Source organism: Plantactinospora sp. KLBMP9567, from assembly GCF_033446045.1.
In the GTDB taxonomy this organism is placed as follows: Bacteria; Actinomycetota; Actinomycetes; order Mycobacteriales; family Micromonosporaceae; genus Plantactinospora.
On record NZ_JAWQRR010000042.1, the window covers coordinates 17,680 to 32,110 of the forward strand.

The 14,431-nt window shown below is 67.5% G+C and carries 15 protein-coding genes and 1 pseudogene; 5 read left to right on the forward strand and 11 right to left on the reverse strand.

Features of this window, described 5'->3' with window-relative positions:
* The first annotated feature begins 2 nt into the window (after window positions 1-2).
* Window positions 3-416, forward strand: a complete 414-nt coding sequence (locus R6Y94_RS31345; protein ID WP_318399475.1) for an ester cyclase — start codon at window positions 3-5, stop codon at window positions 414-416.
* Complete coding sequence (locus tag R6Y94_RS31350; RefSeq protein WP_318399477.1) at window positions 413-1,066, forward strand: NADPH-dependent F420 reductase; 654 nt, start codon at window positions 413-415, stop codon at window positions 1,064-1,066. Before R6Y94_RS31345 ends, R6Y94_RS31350 begins: the two co-directional genes overlap by 4 nt.
* Before the next feature lie 203 nt (window positions 1,067-1,269).
* On the opposite strand, the gene R6Y94_RS31355 is transcribed toward R6Y94_RS31350, so the two are convergent.
* The gene (locus tag R6Y94_RS31355) at window positions 1,270-1,434 is read right to left on the reverse strand and encodes a hypothetical protein (RefSeq protein WP_318399478.1); all 165 of its coding nucleotides are present in this window, start codon (window positions 1,432-1,434) and stop codon (window positions 1,270-1,272) included.
* A 59-nt stretch (window positions 1,435-1,493) separates the two neighbouring features.
* Window positions 1,494-1,742: a hypothetical protein gene (locus tag R6Y94_RS31360; protein ID WP_318399480.1), complete on the reverse strand. Its 249-nt coding sequence runs from the start codon at window positions 1,740-1,742 to the stop codon at window positions 1,494-1,496.
* A 557-nt stretch (window positions 1,743-2,299) separates the two neighbouring features.
* Here R6Y94_RS31360 and R6Y94_RS31365 point away from each other — a divergent pair.
* Window positions 2,300-2,869, forward strand: coding sequence for a hypothetical protein (locus tag R6Y94_RS31365; RefSeq protein ID WP_318399481.1), 570 nt, complete (start codon window positions 2,300-2,302; stop codon window positions 2,867-2,869).
* 534 nt (window positions 2,870-3,403) lie between these two features.
* Window positions 3,404-3,958, forward strand: a complete 555-nt coding sequence (locus R6Y94_RS31370; RefSeq protein WP_318399483.1) for an integrase core domain-containing protein — start codon at window positions 3,404-3,406, stop codon at window positions 3,956-3,958.
* Between the two features lie 86 nt (window positions 3,959-4,044).
* On the opposite strand, the pseudogene R6Y94_RS31375 reads toward R6Y94_RS31370, so the two are convergent.
* The 7 genes and pseudogenes from R6Y94_RS31375 to R6Y94_RS31410 form a co-directional block, all read right to left on the reverse strand.
* A pseudogene (locus R6Y94_RS31375) lies at window positions 4,045-4,137 on the reverse strand (VOC family protein); the annotation flags it as partial.
* A 49-nt stretch (window positions 4,138-4,186) separates the two neighbouring features.
* On the reverse strand, window positions 4,187-4,942 hold the full coding sequence (locus R6Y94_RS31380; RefSeq protein WP_318399485.1) for a phytanoyl-CoA dioxygenase family protein: 756 nt from the start codon (window positions 4,940-4,942) through the stop codon (window positions 4,187-4,189).
* 1,988 nt (window positions 4,943-6,930) lie between these two features.
* The gene (locus tag R6Y94_RS31390; RefSeq protein WP_318399487.1) at window positions 6,931-7,926 is read right to left on the reverse strand and encodes a hypothetical protein; all 996 of its coding nucleotides are present in this window, start codon (window positions 7,924-7,926) and stop codon (window positions 6,931-6,933) included.
* A gap of 213 nt (window positions 7,927-8,139) precedes the next feature.
* On the reverse strand, window positions 8,140-8,391 hold the full coding sequence (locus R6Y94_RS31395) for a hypothetical protein (protein WP_318399489.1): 252 nt from the start codon (window positions 8,389-8,391) through the stop codon (window positions 8,140-8,142).
* A 232-nt stretch (window positions 8,392-8,623) separates the two neighbouring features.
* Window positions 8,624-9,097 carry a hypothetical protein gene (locus R6Y94_RS31400; protein ID WP_318399491.1) on the reverse strand — a complete coding sequence of 158 codons (474 nt, stop codon included), beginning with the start codon at window positions 9,095-9,097 and terminating at the stop codon, window positions 8,624-8,626.
* 206 nt (window positions 9,098-9,303) lie between these two features.
* Complete coding sequence (locus R6Y94_RS31405; RefSeq protein ID WP_318399493.1) at window positions 9,304-10,260, reverse strand: LLM class flavin-dependent oxidoreductase; 957 nt, start codon at window positions 10,258-10,260, stop codon at window positions 9,304-9,306.
* 541 nt (window positions 10,261-10,801) lie between these two features.
* Entirely contained in the window at window positions 10,802-11,491 is a 690-nt protein-coding gene (locus tag R6Y94_RS31410) for an SDR family oxidoreductase (RefSeq protein ID WP_318399495.1), read from the reverse strand.
* Window positions 11,492-11,550: 59 nt separating this feature from the next.
* On the opposite strand from R6Y94_RS31410, the gene R6Y94_RS31415 reads away from it, so the two are divergent.
* Window positions 11,551-11,934: a MerR family transcriptional regulator gene (locus R6Y94_RS31415; RefSeq protein ID WP_318399739.1), complete on the forward strand. Its 384-nt coding sequence runs from the start codon at window positions 11,551-11,553 to the stop codon at window positions 11,932-11,934.
* A gap of 681 nt (window positions 11,935-12,615) precedes the next feature.
* On the opposite strand, the gene R6Y94_RS31420 is transcribed toward R6Y94_RS31415, so the two are convergent.
* Complete coding sequence (locus R6Y94_RS31420) at window positions 12,616-13,155, reverse strand: hypothetical protein (protein ID WP_318399497.1); 540 nt, start codon at window positions 13,153-13,155, stop codon at window positions 12,616-12,618.
* 9 nt (window positions 13,156-13,164) lie between these two features.
* Window positions 13,165-14,202, reverse strand: coding sequence for a helix-turn-helix transcriptional regulator (locus tag R6Y94_RS31425; RefSeq protein WP_318399498.1), 1,038 nt, complete (start codon window positions 14,200-14,202; stop codon window positions 13,165-13,167).
* Window positions 14,203-14,431 lie beyond the last annotated feature (229 nt).

A 14,431-nucleotide genomic window follows, 5' to 3' on the forward strand; every position in this document is an offset into this window, starting at 1 on the left:
GCATGGCAGCCGAAGAGGATCTGCGGAGCTGGTATCTGCGCTACGTCGCGGCGCTCAACGCCCACGAGTTCGACGGCATGGACGAGTTCATCGCCGGCCGGGTGCTGCTGAACGGCGAACCCGGCGCCCGGGACGACGTTGTCACCGTGCAGAAGGAGGACATCGAGGCGGTTCCCGACCTGCACTGGGAGGTCGACGAACTGCTGTTCGACCGGGACCGGATAGCCGTCCGCGCGATCAACACCGGCACCCCGACGAAAGAGTGGCTCGGCGTGCCGCCGTCCGGCGCTTCGTTCAAAATCGTCGAGTACGCCATCTACCGGGTCGCCAACGGCCGCTTCGTGCAGATGACGGCGCTGCACGACTCGTCCCAACTGCTCCGGCAGCTGACCGCCGGCTCGCCGGGCGTCCGGTGACGACGATCGGGATCATCGGCGCAGGCGAGGTCGGCTGCCAGATCGCCCGTGCCGCCCTCGCAAGCGGCTACCGGGTGGTCATCGCCAACTCGCGGGGGCCCGAGACGCTGGCCGGCCTGATCGCCGAACTCGGCCCGGCGGCCCGCGCGGCCTCCGCCGCCGACGCCGCGACGGCCGGCGACTTCGCCGTCGTGGCAGTGCCCCTCAAGGTGGTAAACGACATGCCGATCGACGAGCTGGCCGGCAAGATCGTGCTGGACACGAACAACTACATGGTCTGGCGTGACGGCCACATCCCGGTCGTCGACTCGGGCGAGAAGACGATCCACGAGCTGCGCCAGGAACAGCTGCCCACCTCGAAGGTGGCCAAGGCGTTCACCCACATCCAGGCGCCCCGGCTCCTCACCGCCGCCCGGCCGCCCGGCGCCCCCGACCGCCTGGCCCTGTCGGTGTCCAGCGACTTCGCCGAAGCCGTCGAGCTCGTGGCACGGCTGTACGACCAGTTCGGCTTCGACACCGTGGACAACAGCCCGCTCAGCGAATCGTGGCGCACCGAACCAGGCCAGCCCGCCTGGCTGCGGCACGCGTGGCAGAACCGCGACGAGCTGGCCCGCAACCTGAGTTCGGCGCGGCGCCTGGTTCACGACTGATCGATGAGCGCCCGGGATAGAAACCGGTTCGCGACGATGCCCAGCAGCGGCGCCGGACGGAGCCTCGGGCTCCAGCCGGCGCCGCGCACCGTCGCAACATGCCGCCGCCGTAACCGCAACGCCCACTACTCAGCCAGGCAGCACGGAGCCACGCGCCCGGATCTGCCGCCGGGCGGGATCGCCACCGCAAGAACGGCTGGCGGTCAGGGTAGCCACGGTTTGATCAGCTCAGGGTCCGCGACGAAAGCCGCGACCCGATCACGTTCCGCCGCGTTGAGCTCGATCAGCCGCAGCTGTTTCCCCCACTCCGGTACCCGCTCCGGTTCGTCAAGTGCAGTCGACAGCTCGACCAGCGCCGCCAAAGCCATCGCCAGTTCGACAGCGGGCGCCCCGGCACCGCGCCGCTTTCCGGGCGCTGAACTCGGGACTACGCCGGCACGCGGTCGTCGGTCTTGAACTCACGCAGGATCCGGGCGTTGTCGAGCACCTTGGCAAGACCCGTGAGCTGCTTGGATCCTCCGTACTCCAGATCCTGCGGCTCGTCTCGGCGGATGAAGACGATCGAGTTCCCGGACGGGTCCACGATGGTGAACCGGGAGGCGCCGGGTCGGAAACGGGTGATCCGAGGCAAGCCCTTGACGAGGACCTTGCCGAGCGCGCCGCATCGCCGCGGCAAACCGCGCGTGGTACGGGGCGACGGCGTCCACCATCACCAGACATCCACCGGTCTGCTCCTGCACCGGGTCGATCCCCGCCAACCCACGTCCGTAATGCAGCTCGAACCCACTCCAGCGGAAGGCCAGATACAGGTACGGCCTTGTGCTGCTCCCATGACACCGCGAAGCCCATTGCACGCCAGAAGGCCAGAGTTTCTTCCGGCGCGAGACACGGCAGCAGCGGCACGATCGTCTCGTTGGGCTCGACCTGTTCGTCTGTCATCAAGAGCACCCCGTCACTGGCAGCATCGCTGGGCCAGAGTCTCTCCGAATTCCGGTCGTGGCGCATATGAACAGCCACGAGGCGGGCGTCCACCTGACCATGCGTACGTGCCTTCCACCAATCCGACCCGCCCGCTCTCGTTCCCGCCAGCGCACGGATCTGCCGCAGACCGCGCGCTCCGGGCAAGGCGCACAGGTCACGCTGCGTCGAGTCAGCCTCGCTGTGGCGCCCTTGGGGACATGTCGGTGGCAGGAGGGTCATCTAGGTGCGGCGGCTTCTGCAAGACTCGCCACCGTGGAGACTGATGACGAGGACAAGCTTCACATCGAAGACCTTGTTGCCGCTGCGGGCGGTGGGTGGTATGGGGTCCTGTTCGACAACCCCTCCCAGCAACTGCCACCAAAGCTGACCTGGTGCTTCAACTTTCCCTTCGGGAACGTCTCTCGCAAGGACGAAGACAGCCCGCTCACCCTTACCGTGGAGTGGCTCCCCGTCCCAGCGGAGAGCTGGCGGCGTCTCGCCGGCCACCACATGACGAGCGCAAGCTTCGGGAAGCCGGCTGAGGCCAGCATCTACTACTACCTGCATCACCGATTCAACACGGTCACCCTCGACCTGGTCGAGCAACGCGGCCGTTCACTTAGGGCTGTGGTAACCGTGTCCGGTGATATCGATCATCTCGGCATCGATCCCGTGCACGCCGATGCCTGGCTAACGTTCACCGGGGTACTCGTCTCGCTCCACGACGTGACCTCTGCCGATGTCGCGCTGACCCGGCTCAGTCAGTTCACCGACACGGACGGTCTGGCACTCGACACCGGCGGCTCGGACGCGGCGTTGCGATTCACGACGCGACCGGACTGACCGCCGACTCGCCTCACGCAGACGGGCCGACACGGCCAAGGCCCACGCACGCGCGGAGTGGTGGTCCGACCGAGATCAGATGCACGGATCTGCCGCGATCTGCGCGCCGACCCGACTCTGTTCGTAACTTAGGGTGAGCGGCCGATGCTGGCTACCGGGCTGGCGGCACGCCGACGGAACCGAAGCGCAAACATCCTGGCGTCTGTGTACCTCTGGCGTACCTGGCTCTGCATCGGAACCCGTACGCCGACAGCAGTGGTAGCCGACGTGTGTCTCGTGTGTCGCCGCCAGGTGGACCGCGGTCGGCGTGGACGTACCGTGATCAAGGAGACCGCCATGCGTCCACGTCTCCGGCCCACTGACCAACGCCGGTCACCCGTGTACCGTTCGGAAGGTCGGTTGCAGGCGCTGACGTGCGACTTTGTCCGCTGAGGGATCGATGGATGGCGGCATGCTTCCGGTCATGATCCTGTCGTTCGGCTACCTGATTCTTCGTCAGACACTGCAGTTGGTCATCCTGTTGGCCCGCGGCGGGTGGGACCGACCTGGACCGAGTTCCTCACCGCGCAGGCCAAAGGCATCCTGTCCTACGACTTTCTGCACGTCGATACCATCGGTCTGACCCGTGTCTACGTTCTGTTTCTCATGGAGATCGCTTCCCGGCGGGTACATTTGCCGGCGGCGACGACCAACCCGACCGGTGAGTGGGTAGCGCAGCAGGCCCGCAACCTCATGCTGGATCTGAGTGAGCGGGCCGATCGGTTCCGGTTTCTTATCCGGGACCGGGACGCCAAGTACACCGCCGTGTTCGACACCGTGTTCCACACCGAGGGTGTCGAGGTGCTCCGGACGCCACCGCGGGCGCCCCGGGCGAACGCGTTCGCGGAGCGCTGGGTACGCACGGTCCGGCTAGGATGCCTGGACCGGATGCTGATCTACAACCGACACCTGCTCGCCGTGCTCGGCGAATTCCTCACGCACTGCAACGGGCATCGGCCGCATCAGGGCTGCGGACAACGTCCACCTGACCGAGACACGGTCCCAGCGCCGGTGGCCGATCTGGGTGCCGTCCGAGTACGGCGCAGGTAGGTGGTCCACGGGTTGATCACCGAGTATGAGCAGGCCGCGTAGTCGAAACCGAGTTCTCGAACGGCACAGGCACCGAGGATGTCCCGTCAATTGCCGACGATGTCGAGAAAGACCGCGACCTGGCCATAGGTCTCGGCCCGTTGTTCCCGAACGAAGGTGACACCGGCCTCGGTCATCTGCGGCAGGTTGAACAGCCCAGCCGCAGGCCGGCTGTTGCGGTGGGAGAGGTCAGGCGTTGTGCAGGGCGGCGCGAATGGTTGCGCCGACCGGGGACGGCCCGGCGTCGGTGACGCGAAGAACGTAGGGGCCGAGTATGAAGTCGTCGCTCGGGTAGAGCGGCGGTTGCGCCATGAAGCGGGGGCGCTCGCCGTGGTGCGGCTGGGCCGCGTGAACCAGGAACGGGTGGCACAGGAAGACGTCGCCAGCGTGACCGGTGGCCAGCGTGACCGGTCGGTGCTCCGAGGCCGCCGCCACCTCCGAGCTCAGCTTCATCATGGGGGCGCCGTGTTCACCGTGGCGGGCGAGGATTTTCGGCACGTCCATGTGCGACCCGGCCCGGATCCGCGTCGGTGCCTCCTCTTCGCCGACATCGGTGAAGAGGAACAGCATGAGGAGTGCTCGGCCCCTGGTGTGCACGTTCACCCAGTAGCCGGACTCGCCGGGCGGTTGGTAGCTGGCTTCGATATGCCATCCGGCGTCGTCGGGTTCCTCGGCGTGCGGGAACCGGAGGGGGAAGGAGCCCAGCGACCTGCGCGGCTGCCACCGTCCCGGCCCGACCAGCGCGTCGAACGCGTCGTGCAGCACCGGGGTGTTCGCCGCTGCACGGAAGGGTTCCTGCGCCATGTCGCCCACCCAGTACACCGGTCTGGTCCAGGTCGACCGGTCGCCGGGCACCGCGTCGATCTGTGCCCACAACAGGTCGGCGCAGGCGGCGGCGACGTCGGCCGGCACCGCTGCCTCGACCTTGATGAACCCGTCGGTCATGAAACGCCGAATCGATTTGCCGTCCACCATTAGAGCCTGACCGCCGGGTACCTCGCCGTCAACAGATATTCCGGACCGAGGCCATAGATCGGCCCGACGGATGCGGTACCGGGAAATAACAAGAAGATGTCGTACGGTTCTGCAAGCTGGAGTCGGCGACGGACACGAATCGGCGCGAAGAATGCGGAACGTGGGCACACTACTTTCGCCATGTGAGTGTGGTGTGGGCGACGGTCGTACATGCGACTGGCCGGCCACGCCGGGCGTGGCCGCATCCGCGGAATCGGCCGTGGCGGCGACGTGGTCGCCGACCGGCAAACATACTTCCGGGCGCACCGTTCAACAGGCCCAGCGGTAGTGGCGGGAGCTCGTTCAGCGAGTGCCCGGCTTATTTGCACACTGGGCTTGGCTGAACGGATTCGGCGGATGAGTGAGAAGGGCGGAATGACGGGAGACTGGCACGTTCATTATGTGGGAGCCCGGGCTGAAGTGCCCCGGGCGACCCGGCGGCCATGGGGTGGTGGGCGGAGTGGATAGCCAGTGACGCACCCCGCGCCACCACCAACTGTGGGTGTTACGGCTGCATCAGCTTGCAGGACGGATATCGAGGCGAGTGCATGTCCTGTTCAACAGCGCATCAGTCGCTGGGCCGAACGGTAGGGTTAGGCCAACGCAGTAAATGGTGCCGTGGTAATCCCCTGATGAGAGCCATTGGACCGGAGTCGCGGGATTATTGCCCAGGTTGAAGCTACCGACGGTGCCGCCAAAGCACCGTGTCGGACGTGATGTGTAGGTCAGCCAGATTTGGCGCGGCAGCTGATTGGCATTACACGTCCGCTCATCGATGAGCGGTTCGACGGTCTGCGCAGAGGCGACCGTCGCAGGGACAGGAGAAGCCTGCACAGGGGGACTGAATGCGATTGCGGCAACGAGCGCCGCGACCATGGCCAGTGTGACCGTTACCCGTTTTGGCATTTTGTTACTCCCTTGTTGGGGATCACGACACGTGACGACCGCCGCCAAGCATCGGCGGTCGTCAGTGCCTATCGGTTGCTCCTATTGAAGCAGTCAGAAGCTTCAAGGAAGCTTCAGATCAGCTTCACGCGACGATCAGGGACAACGCTTGTACCGTTCGAAAAACTCGGCTGTAGGTGCTGACGTGCGGTTTTGTCCCCTGTGTCAACGCCGCCTCAATCGTGGATCTGGCCCAAATTTCGTGATGAGGGTGGCCCCTGTCAGGCCAACAGGACGCGTTTGCGGAGCAGGTCGAGGTTGGCCCTGCCGTACATCTGACGCTTGATCATTTTGATGCGGTTGACATGTCCTTCGACGGGTCCGGTGCTTGTAGGGCAGGGTCAGTCCGTTGACGACGGCGTGGTGGTCTCGGGGCAGTCCGGCGGTGAAGGAGCGTAGGTCGGGCTGGTCATCGGCCTCCACGGCGGCTATCCAGGCGTCGAGTCGGTGGCCGTGTCTGCCGGTGAGGATCTCCGCGAACGCGGTGACGTGCCCAGCCAGGGCGTCCAGGTGCGGGCAGGCCGCGCGTACCTGGGCCAGGTGGTCCCGCCTTTCTCGGCGTGGAGGTTGTCGGGATGTCGGAGCAGCCAGGCGGTGATGGCGCGGACTTGGGCGGCCGCTGGGGCTGGGGCTGCGGCGGTTCCGGCTCGCAGGGGTTGGAGGTAGGCGCGCGACGGCGGTCCAACGATCCGCCGGGAGGACGAGTTCGGGAGAAGCGGGACTCGCCTTGGGCACGGTCTTCTCGGCGTCGCGCCAGACCGTGTCGCACTCCTCGCAGACCCACAGACTGGTGCGTGTTGCCAGCACCATGCACTGCAGAACCCGGCCTCGCTCGCAGGCTTCGCACACGTACTTGTCGAGCCCCGCGAGCCGTTGCTCCAAGACCTCCCGCCAGTAGTACATGACCTGCTTTCCTTCTTCCGTACAGATGCCCACCCGCTGAGGGCAGCGGACGGACCGTCGACAACGTGGGTTCACTCGATGTCGAGCGTGTACCAGGTGCGGCCGTCGTCGAACTGCATCCACATCCGGTTGTCCCGGCAGACTGTTCGCCGAGCCCAGGTGGTGGGTCGCTGCCCGGTGGGCAGGAGAAGTGGTGCTGTCGTGGTCGTTTCGACTGGACCGTCGATGATGCGGGCGAAGGTGACCTGATAGCCGCCGTCGGCCCCGGGTCCGCGTCCCTGACCGGCGATGAACGCGACCCGGTCGTCGGCGACGATGACGCCGCTGGCGGAGCGGACCGAGGTACGCCGTACGCAGCGGACCCCCCGCTGGTCGATCTCCACGAGCGGGAACCCCGGATACGGGTACGCCCAGACGCGGCGGGCGCCGACGTTGAGCGCGTAACAATCAACCCATCCGGAGGGGCCGCACCCGTCCTGGGTCGCGTACCAGGCAGGGTCACCGGTCGCGGTCCAGCGGATGAGGCCGGGCAGGGACATGGTCATCCGGTGCGGTGGCTGGATCGGATCGCGGGGTGCGAGGTGCGGGGCGCAGACGGACGCCTCGTCAAAGTAGCTGATCCAGATGTCGCCCGCAGGGTCGGTCATCAACCCTTCGATGCCGTCACCGGCGTGGAACGTGGTTCGGGTCGAGCCGTCGGCGTCAACGACACGCCCGTTGTGGGGAATCTGTGCCTCCAGTTCGGCGACCGTACGGACTGCCGGCACGGCCGGCATCCGGCAGCGTGCCGCCACCAGGACGAAGCCGTCACCGAGTGCGTCGATTTTCGGGAACCGCAGATTGAGTTCAGGGATCGCGACCTCAGTGATGTCATCGCCGTCAACGACGACCACGGTCGCGGCGTACGGCTCAGAGACGGCCCCACGCTCGCTACAAGTCACCCACGGAGCGACCAGCAGTGCGACCATGCGACCGGCGGCGTCAACCGTGGAGGCGGCCACCCTCCTATCCGCGTAGCAGTCGGGCAGCACGCCCCAGACACGCAGCCGCGCGGTAGGCCCGCTCACCGGCCGGTGGTGTTATCCAATGCGTCAACCATGCGGTAGATGATCGAAGACGGACGACCCGGGTGCAAGAACCACGATCTCGCACTGTGTCTCAGCTACGCGCATCCGGATCTGCCGCCGTCCGTGCACGCCACCACCAGGCAGAGCCGCCACGCCCGTCACCAGCTTCAGCGTCAGCGGCGTTCGGACCTGTCGAGATCAGTGTGTTCTCCGCTACGGCGCGTCTGGCCAGTCGGCCACGACGACCAGGGGAACGGAGTCTGGCGACCGGTAGTCGTCCCCAGGAAGGTATTCGATGTGCTGATGACGATTGACGGCCAGGTCGTCGGCGGCCTCGGCCTGCTCCGCCACACCATCGAGTGCGTCCCAGATGATGTCAAGGTACTCGCGACCACCGGAGAAATGCAGGGTTGCCCCGCCCTGGAGACTGACAAGCAGCGGACCGGAGGTTTCCTCTTGCGCCACGAGCCCACCGGTGACCGCTACCCCAACGGGTCCAGGATATTGGCGTAGCAGCCGACCGAGGGCGCGGAGGGCATCTGGTGGACCGGCAAGCTCCAGCTCACCGCCGCTCGTCGAAAGACGGCAACGCCGATGATCATCCATCGGTGCATTGTTCCTCGTTCCCCACCTCGCCGCACCTTACGTCTCTGGTATCGACCATCCCAATCTGCCGATCGGCGTGGCACTGATCAACTCACCGCTGACGGTCGATCTCCACCCAAGGCAGCGCGTCGAGTGCCGACTGCACCTCGGTAAGCGGGGTGCGGCATACGGTACCCGGCAAGGCCGGCAGGACAGTGTTGCCTGATGCGTCCGTCAGCGCCAGCAACACCGGCATCACGAAGACGGCCGGACACACCAGGTCGCCGGTGGTCTCCGGCGGTGGTAGGCGCAGCGCGCGGACGAGGTCGTCGAACGGACCGGTGGCCCGCTGCGCGGCAGCCCAGGTGAGGCCCGACGAGGGCGGACCCGCGGACTGCGCGACGGTAAGCCGGAAAGTGCACCGGACGGCCGCGACCGGCCGGAAGTCCGCAGGCAACGGGTCTGCGGAGCGTTGTCCGGCCAGCCTGTCCACCGTTGGACAGGCAACGGCCGGCTGAGTGAGGTAGGGAGCGCGCCCAGAGGCGTTCGAGCAGCCTGCCACTGCCAGAACGGCCACGAGCACCATGCCGATCCGCCGCACCCTCATACAGGTGAGACGGCATGGCAGCGTGGCCGGTTTCGAGAGACCTCGACCGTACGCACGATGAACGACCGAAACGCTACCGGCGAGCCGCCGCCCGTCCGACCAGCCAGTACCTGATCGGACATCCGCTTCTGCCGCGATCCGGGGTCGCAGTCCGAGGGCCCAGGTGGTGGCCGTGGGGGTACCGGCTATGGCTCTGGCCGGTCGCCGATCTGCTGTAGTGCGGTGAGGGAGGCGCGGAGATGGTTCAACGGGTCGGCGCCGATCGGCCGTAACACGACGGTTTCGGCGCCGGCATCCCAGAGGCTGTGCACCCGCTCCGCCGTGGTGGTGGCGGTGCCCGCGGCCAGGAACACGTCCTCGATCCCGACGCCGAGGTTCCTGGCCCGCTCCTCGACGGCCTCCGTGGTCGCCGCGTGGACCTGGTCCGGGTCGTCCTTGACGTGGTGCAGGGCGAAAACGATCACCTCGTGCGGCCAGGTCGTCTCGAACGCCTCACGCCCTGCTTCGATGTAGTACAGCGCCGAGGCGATTGCCGCCGGGCCGTGCCCTTCGCTGATGATCGTGCCGTCGGCCACCTGCCCGGACAGGTAGTGCATGGTGTTGTTTCGCAGGATGGTCAGCTCCGTCGACCGGGCGCCAGGCACGCCGGAGACGACCGGCGGCGGGACCGTCGGCGGGTGGGCCAGGCGCACCCCGTCGAGGTGTACGGCGCGGCCCCGCAGTTTCACGGTGTCCCCACGCAGCAGCGACCGGAGCGCCCTGATCGTCTCCGTGAACAGGGCGATCCTGTTCGCCGGGTCGGTGGCGGCGCCGAGCTTCGGCATCCAGTCGCGCTTGCCGTGCCCCACGGCGGCCACGAGCCGTCCCTGGTAGACACCCGCGAGTGTGGCAAGCTCCATCGCCAGCAACGCCTGATTACGCAGCGGCACCGGTGCGACCCCGATACCCACCCGGATCCGCTCGGTCACCGCGAGCGCGATCGCCGTTGAGGCGACAGAGCCGGCCGAGCCGAGATCTTCGACCAGCCACAGGTCGTCGACACCGGCCGCCTCGACAGCCCGCGCGAACGCCACCAGATCCTCCGGCCGCCGATGCCGGTCGAACATCACGCCGAGCCGCCGCCGCACCCGCAGAGCCACCATCGCAGCACCGTAGCCGCGTGGGCCCGGCACGGCGGCGGCGGTTTCCGGTTCATGCCAGATCCGGGCGCGCTGACCGAGACGATCACGTTCGGCAGCCGCCCGTCCGTCCTGCTCGTCTCCGTTCGAGGCGGAGTGCGATTGAGGCGGAGTGCGATTGAGGCAGCCTTCCCGGGGCAGTGAACATGTGACGAGGGCCCGAGTATTGCGGACCCCCAGGGCTCCCACTCTTGCCGATGAGCGGGTGTTGCCTCGCGGTAAATCGGTGCCTGATTCGAGTCTGGTCCGGCACGGTTCCCGTCACGGGATTGCTGGAGGCCATGGCGAGCCGAGCTGCTCAGGGCTTGATCGTCGAGTTTCGCTCGAGTGGATAGTCGACGGTCCGCTGGCACGGAGCCGCCAGCTGCTGACCGTGATGCCAGTCGATGCCACATTGCGGATCCCGCGCTGATGGCGGCCGGGACTGACCGGTGCTGGTTGGTCGGGCGTCGGATCGGTCGGTCTGGCAGGCGCGGCCAAGGTCAGCTGTCCGCGCCCGCTCTCGTTACCGCTGGGCGTAGTACTCGCGGGGGTCTTTGGCGAGGGCTGCCTTCGCGACTCTGGGCATCTCGTCGGCGATTACCTCCCACTCACCGGCCTCCAGGCCGTCGAGTCCGGCTTTCACAATGGCAGCTGGATCGCTCTTCGGGACGTCGAAAGCGGCCGTCATGTCGGTGTCGGTCGGTCCAAGGTGTAGGCCGGTGACCAGAGTTCCCTGGGCGGCCAGTTCCAGGCGCACGCCGTTGGTGAGGTTCCACTCGGCCGCTTTGGATGCTGCGTACCCGCCGGCACCCGGACTGGAGACCCAGGACAGGGCTGAGAGGACGTTGAGGATCGCTCCGCTGGCAAGCTGCGGCGCGAACGCCCGGATGACCGAAAGGGTTCCCCAGTAGTTTGTGTCCATGTCCCGGCGGAGCAGGTCGAGGTCACCCGCGACCAGGTCCGCGCCGGTGGACACCCCGGCGTTGTTGACCAGCAGGTTGACGTCGCCGGCAGCCCGGGCGGCGGCCGCCACTGAAGCGGGGTCGGTGATGTCCAGCGGCAGGACCTCTACGCCGGGGAGTCTGACGAGTTCGGGACGGCGGGCAGTGGCGTACACCTTGGCGGCGCCGCGATCGAGCAGTTGCGCGGCGAAGTGGCGGCCGAGACCGCGGTTGGCCCCGGTGACCAGGGCAATCGCTCCGGAAATGTGCATGGCGGTACGCTAGAAGTTGACATCGATGTCAAAGGCAAAGAATTGTGGCGGTGATCACTCTGCGAATCGGGGAACTGGCCGCTCGTTCAGGCGTGAGCACGCGGTCACTGCGCTATTACGAGCAGCAGCGGCTGCTGCATTCCGAGCGCAGCCGCACTGGCCAGCGCCACTACCCGCAGGTGGCCGTCGACCGGGTCAAGCTCATCCAGCTTCTGTTTGCAGCGAACCTGTCCAGCCGGACGATCGCCGGGCTACTGCCCTGCACCGGCGCCAAGATCACCCCTGTGGAGGCCCGGGCCCGGTTGGCCGCCGAACGAGAGCGGATTGACGCGCAGATCGCCCAACTGGCCGCAGCCCGCGTCCAACTCGACGAAGTAATCGCCCTCACCGGGAAGTCAATGGTCGGCTGCGACTACGAAGGTGCCGTCAACGAAGCGGACTGAACCTGTACCGTTCGGAAATTCGGCTTTAGGCGCTGGCGTGCGGTTTGTGCGCTGTGGGATCGATGGATGGCGGGATGCCGCCGGTCATGATTCTGTCGTTCGGCTACCTGATTCTTCGTCAGGCACTGCAGCTGATCACGCAGTGGGCACGCCAACGCGATCGAGGTTGCTGTGCTGCGGCATCAGGTCGCCGTGTTACGGCGGCAGGTACGCCGGCTGGATCTGGAACCGGCCGACCGGGCGGTGCCGGCCGGGTTGTCGAGGCTGTTGCCGCGTGTGCGGTGGTCGGCGTTCTTCGTCACCCCGGTCACGCTGTTGCGCTGGCACCACGATCCGAATGCGCGGCGGTGGACCTATCCGAGGCGGCAGCGTGGACACCCTGAAACCTCGACGCTGGCTCAGTGCCTGGTAGATAAGGGTCTCAGGGCGTGGTGACGGTGGGCGGGGCGCAGGGCGGCGCGCTGCTCCACCACCCAGACATGTTGCAGCCAGGATGGTGATCGGGATGCGCCTCTGGCCGGATCGAGGACGTGCCCGCCGGATTCGGGTATCACGTCGCGTCGGACGACGTCCTCGCCACCCCATACGACGGGCCGAATGCGTGAGCCACTGGCCGACTCCCGACGCGACCTCGAATACCCGTTCTTCGACTCGCAAGGCGATTGCGGCCGTCCGCTCAGGTCAGCCCTGCGGATCATCAAGACAGCTGCCGCAGAACCCGACCGGCGGCTGTGGCTGGTCGTCCTGGTAGCGGACAGCCGCCGCGACCAGCGGGTCGGTGGTCGCGATCGGTTCCAGCGTGGCCGGGCCGTCCTCCGGCCACGTCACCCGCGCACAGGCGATCCGCTCGGTGAGGGTGCGCATGGCGCAGACTCCTACCTGGTGTGACGTCGGTAGCGTGCCGGCGAATCGGGTCGACCCGCCGGGTTGGTAGCTCACCAGCGATTCCGGGTACGCGGTCGCGAACCAGTCCTGCGGCTTGAAGACAACGACGGCGAAGGAGGAGCCGGCCCGGTACGGCTCGCACCCGGTGACCTGGCCGTGCAGTGCGGTGTATCCCCCGTAGGCGGCGCCGACCGCGGTGAACTGGCCGGTGGCGCAGGGGGCCGGAACCCAGGGGCCGGCGGCCTGGGACTCGGTGGCGATGCCGAGCGTGAGCGCCAGTGGGCTCGCCAGTACAGCGGCGGCGCGGGCGGCCAGCCGTACGAACGGGTGTGACACGGGGTCCCCTCAAGTGGTGGTGGAGCCTGGGGTGCCGTAGCGCGGTGGTCGGGGTGCGGCGCCGGCGGCGCCGAGCAGCAGCGCGAGCTGGAAGCGGTTTTCGACGCCCAGGCGGTCCATCAGGTTCCGCATGGTGTAGGCGACGGTGCGGACGCTGAGCCGTAGCTCCTGCGCCGCGGACTGGTCGGTGTATCCCATGGCGAGCAGGCGCACCAGTGCCTGCTCACGGTTGCTCAGCTCGATGGGCGGTACCCCCTGCTCCCGTGGGTCGGTCCCGTCGTTCCACAGCCGGTCGAACATGCCCGCCAGGGTTTGGACGACCTCGGGGTCGGCGACCTCGATGTAGCCCTTTTCGAGGTCTACCGGGTCGCTCGGCACCATCGCGGCGCGCCGGTCGAAGATCATTACTTTGAGCGGGAGTGCCGACAGCTCGCGGTACATCCCGCCGGCGTGGCCGAGGGCGGTGGCGTAGGCGCTGTACCGGTCGCCGTCGCTGGGCGGCAGGCCGAGCACGCGCAGCCGGATGCCGCGGGCCAGGATGCTGCGGTCGAGCGGCAGGGCGGCGGTGGTTGCTTCGGCGTCGAAGACCTCTTCGGTGTTGATGGCGAGATGCTCGTGGCGTTCCGCGGCAATGAGGCCGGCCGCCCGCTGCCGAGCGGCGGCGCGGGTCGGCCAGCGTCGCACCGAGGCGCGGGCCAGGGCGGCCAGGCCCACCTCGGTGGCGGTCGTGACGTGCCGGCGCCACCGGTCGAGCGCCGGGACGGGTGCACGGCGTTGCCGCAGCGTGTCGAGCACCCGCTCCACCGCAACCGCTTCCCACACGAGGGTGTCCGGTGACCGGTGCCCGGTGTCGGTGGCCTTGGGGACGGGGCGTACCGCCGCCGCGGCCACGAGCTCGTCGAGTGCCTGACTCACCCGGCTCTGGGGCATACCCAGCTCCCGGGCGAGCCGCGCGACCGTGCGGGGGCCGAGCATCGACAACGCCCGGTAACCGAGGTCGGCATCGGGCGTCACTCCCCACCTGGTCAGCCTGGGGACGACCGCCATCGACAACCCCACGGAACCCCCCGTCCCGAACCCAGTACAGCTCCCGTGAGGACAGGAGATCACCTCCGGGCACGGCTGTGAAGACCGAGTCGCGGGGCTTGCAGGATCCTGCAACGGGCCTCGTTGCAGGCGGCTGCAAATATCCGGGACATTTGCCGCGCCGGGCGGTGCTTGTCTTGTGGCCCTGCAGAATTGACGGCTATACCTTCCCCGCCCAGCCAGACCCCTG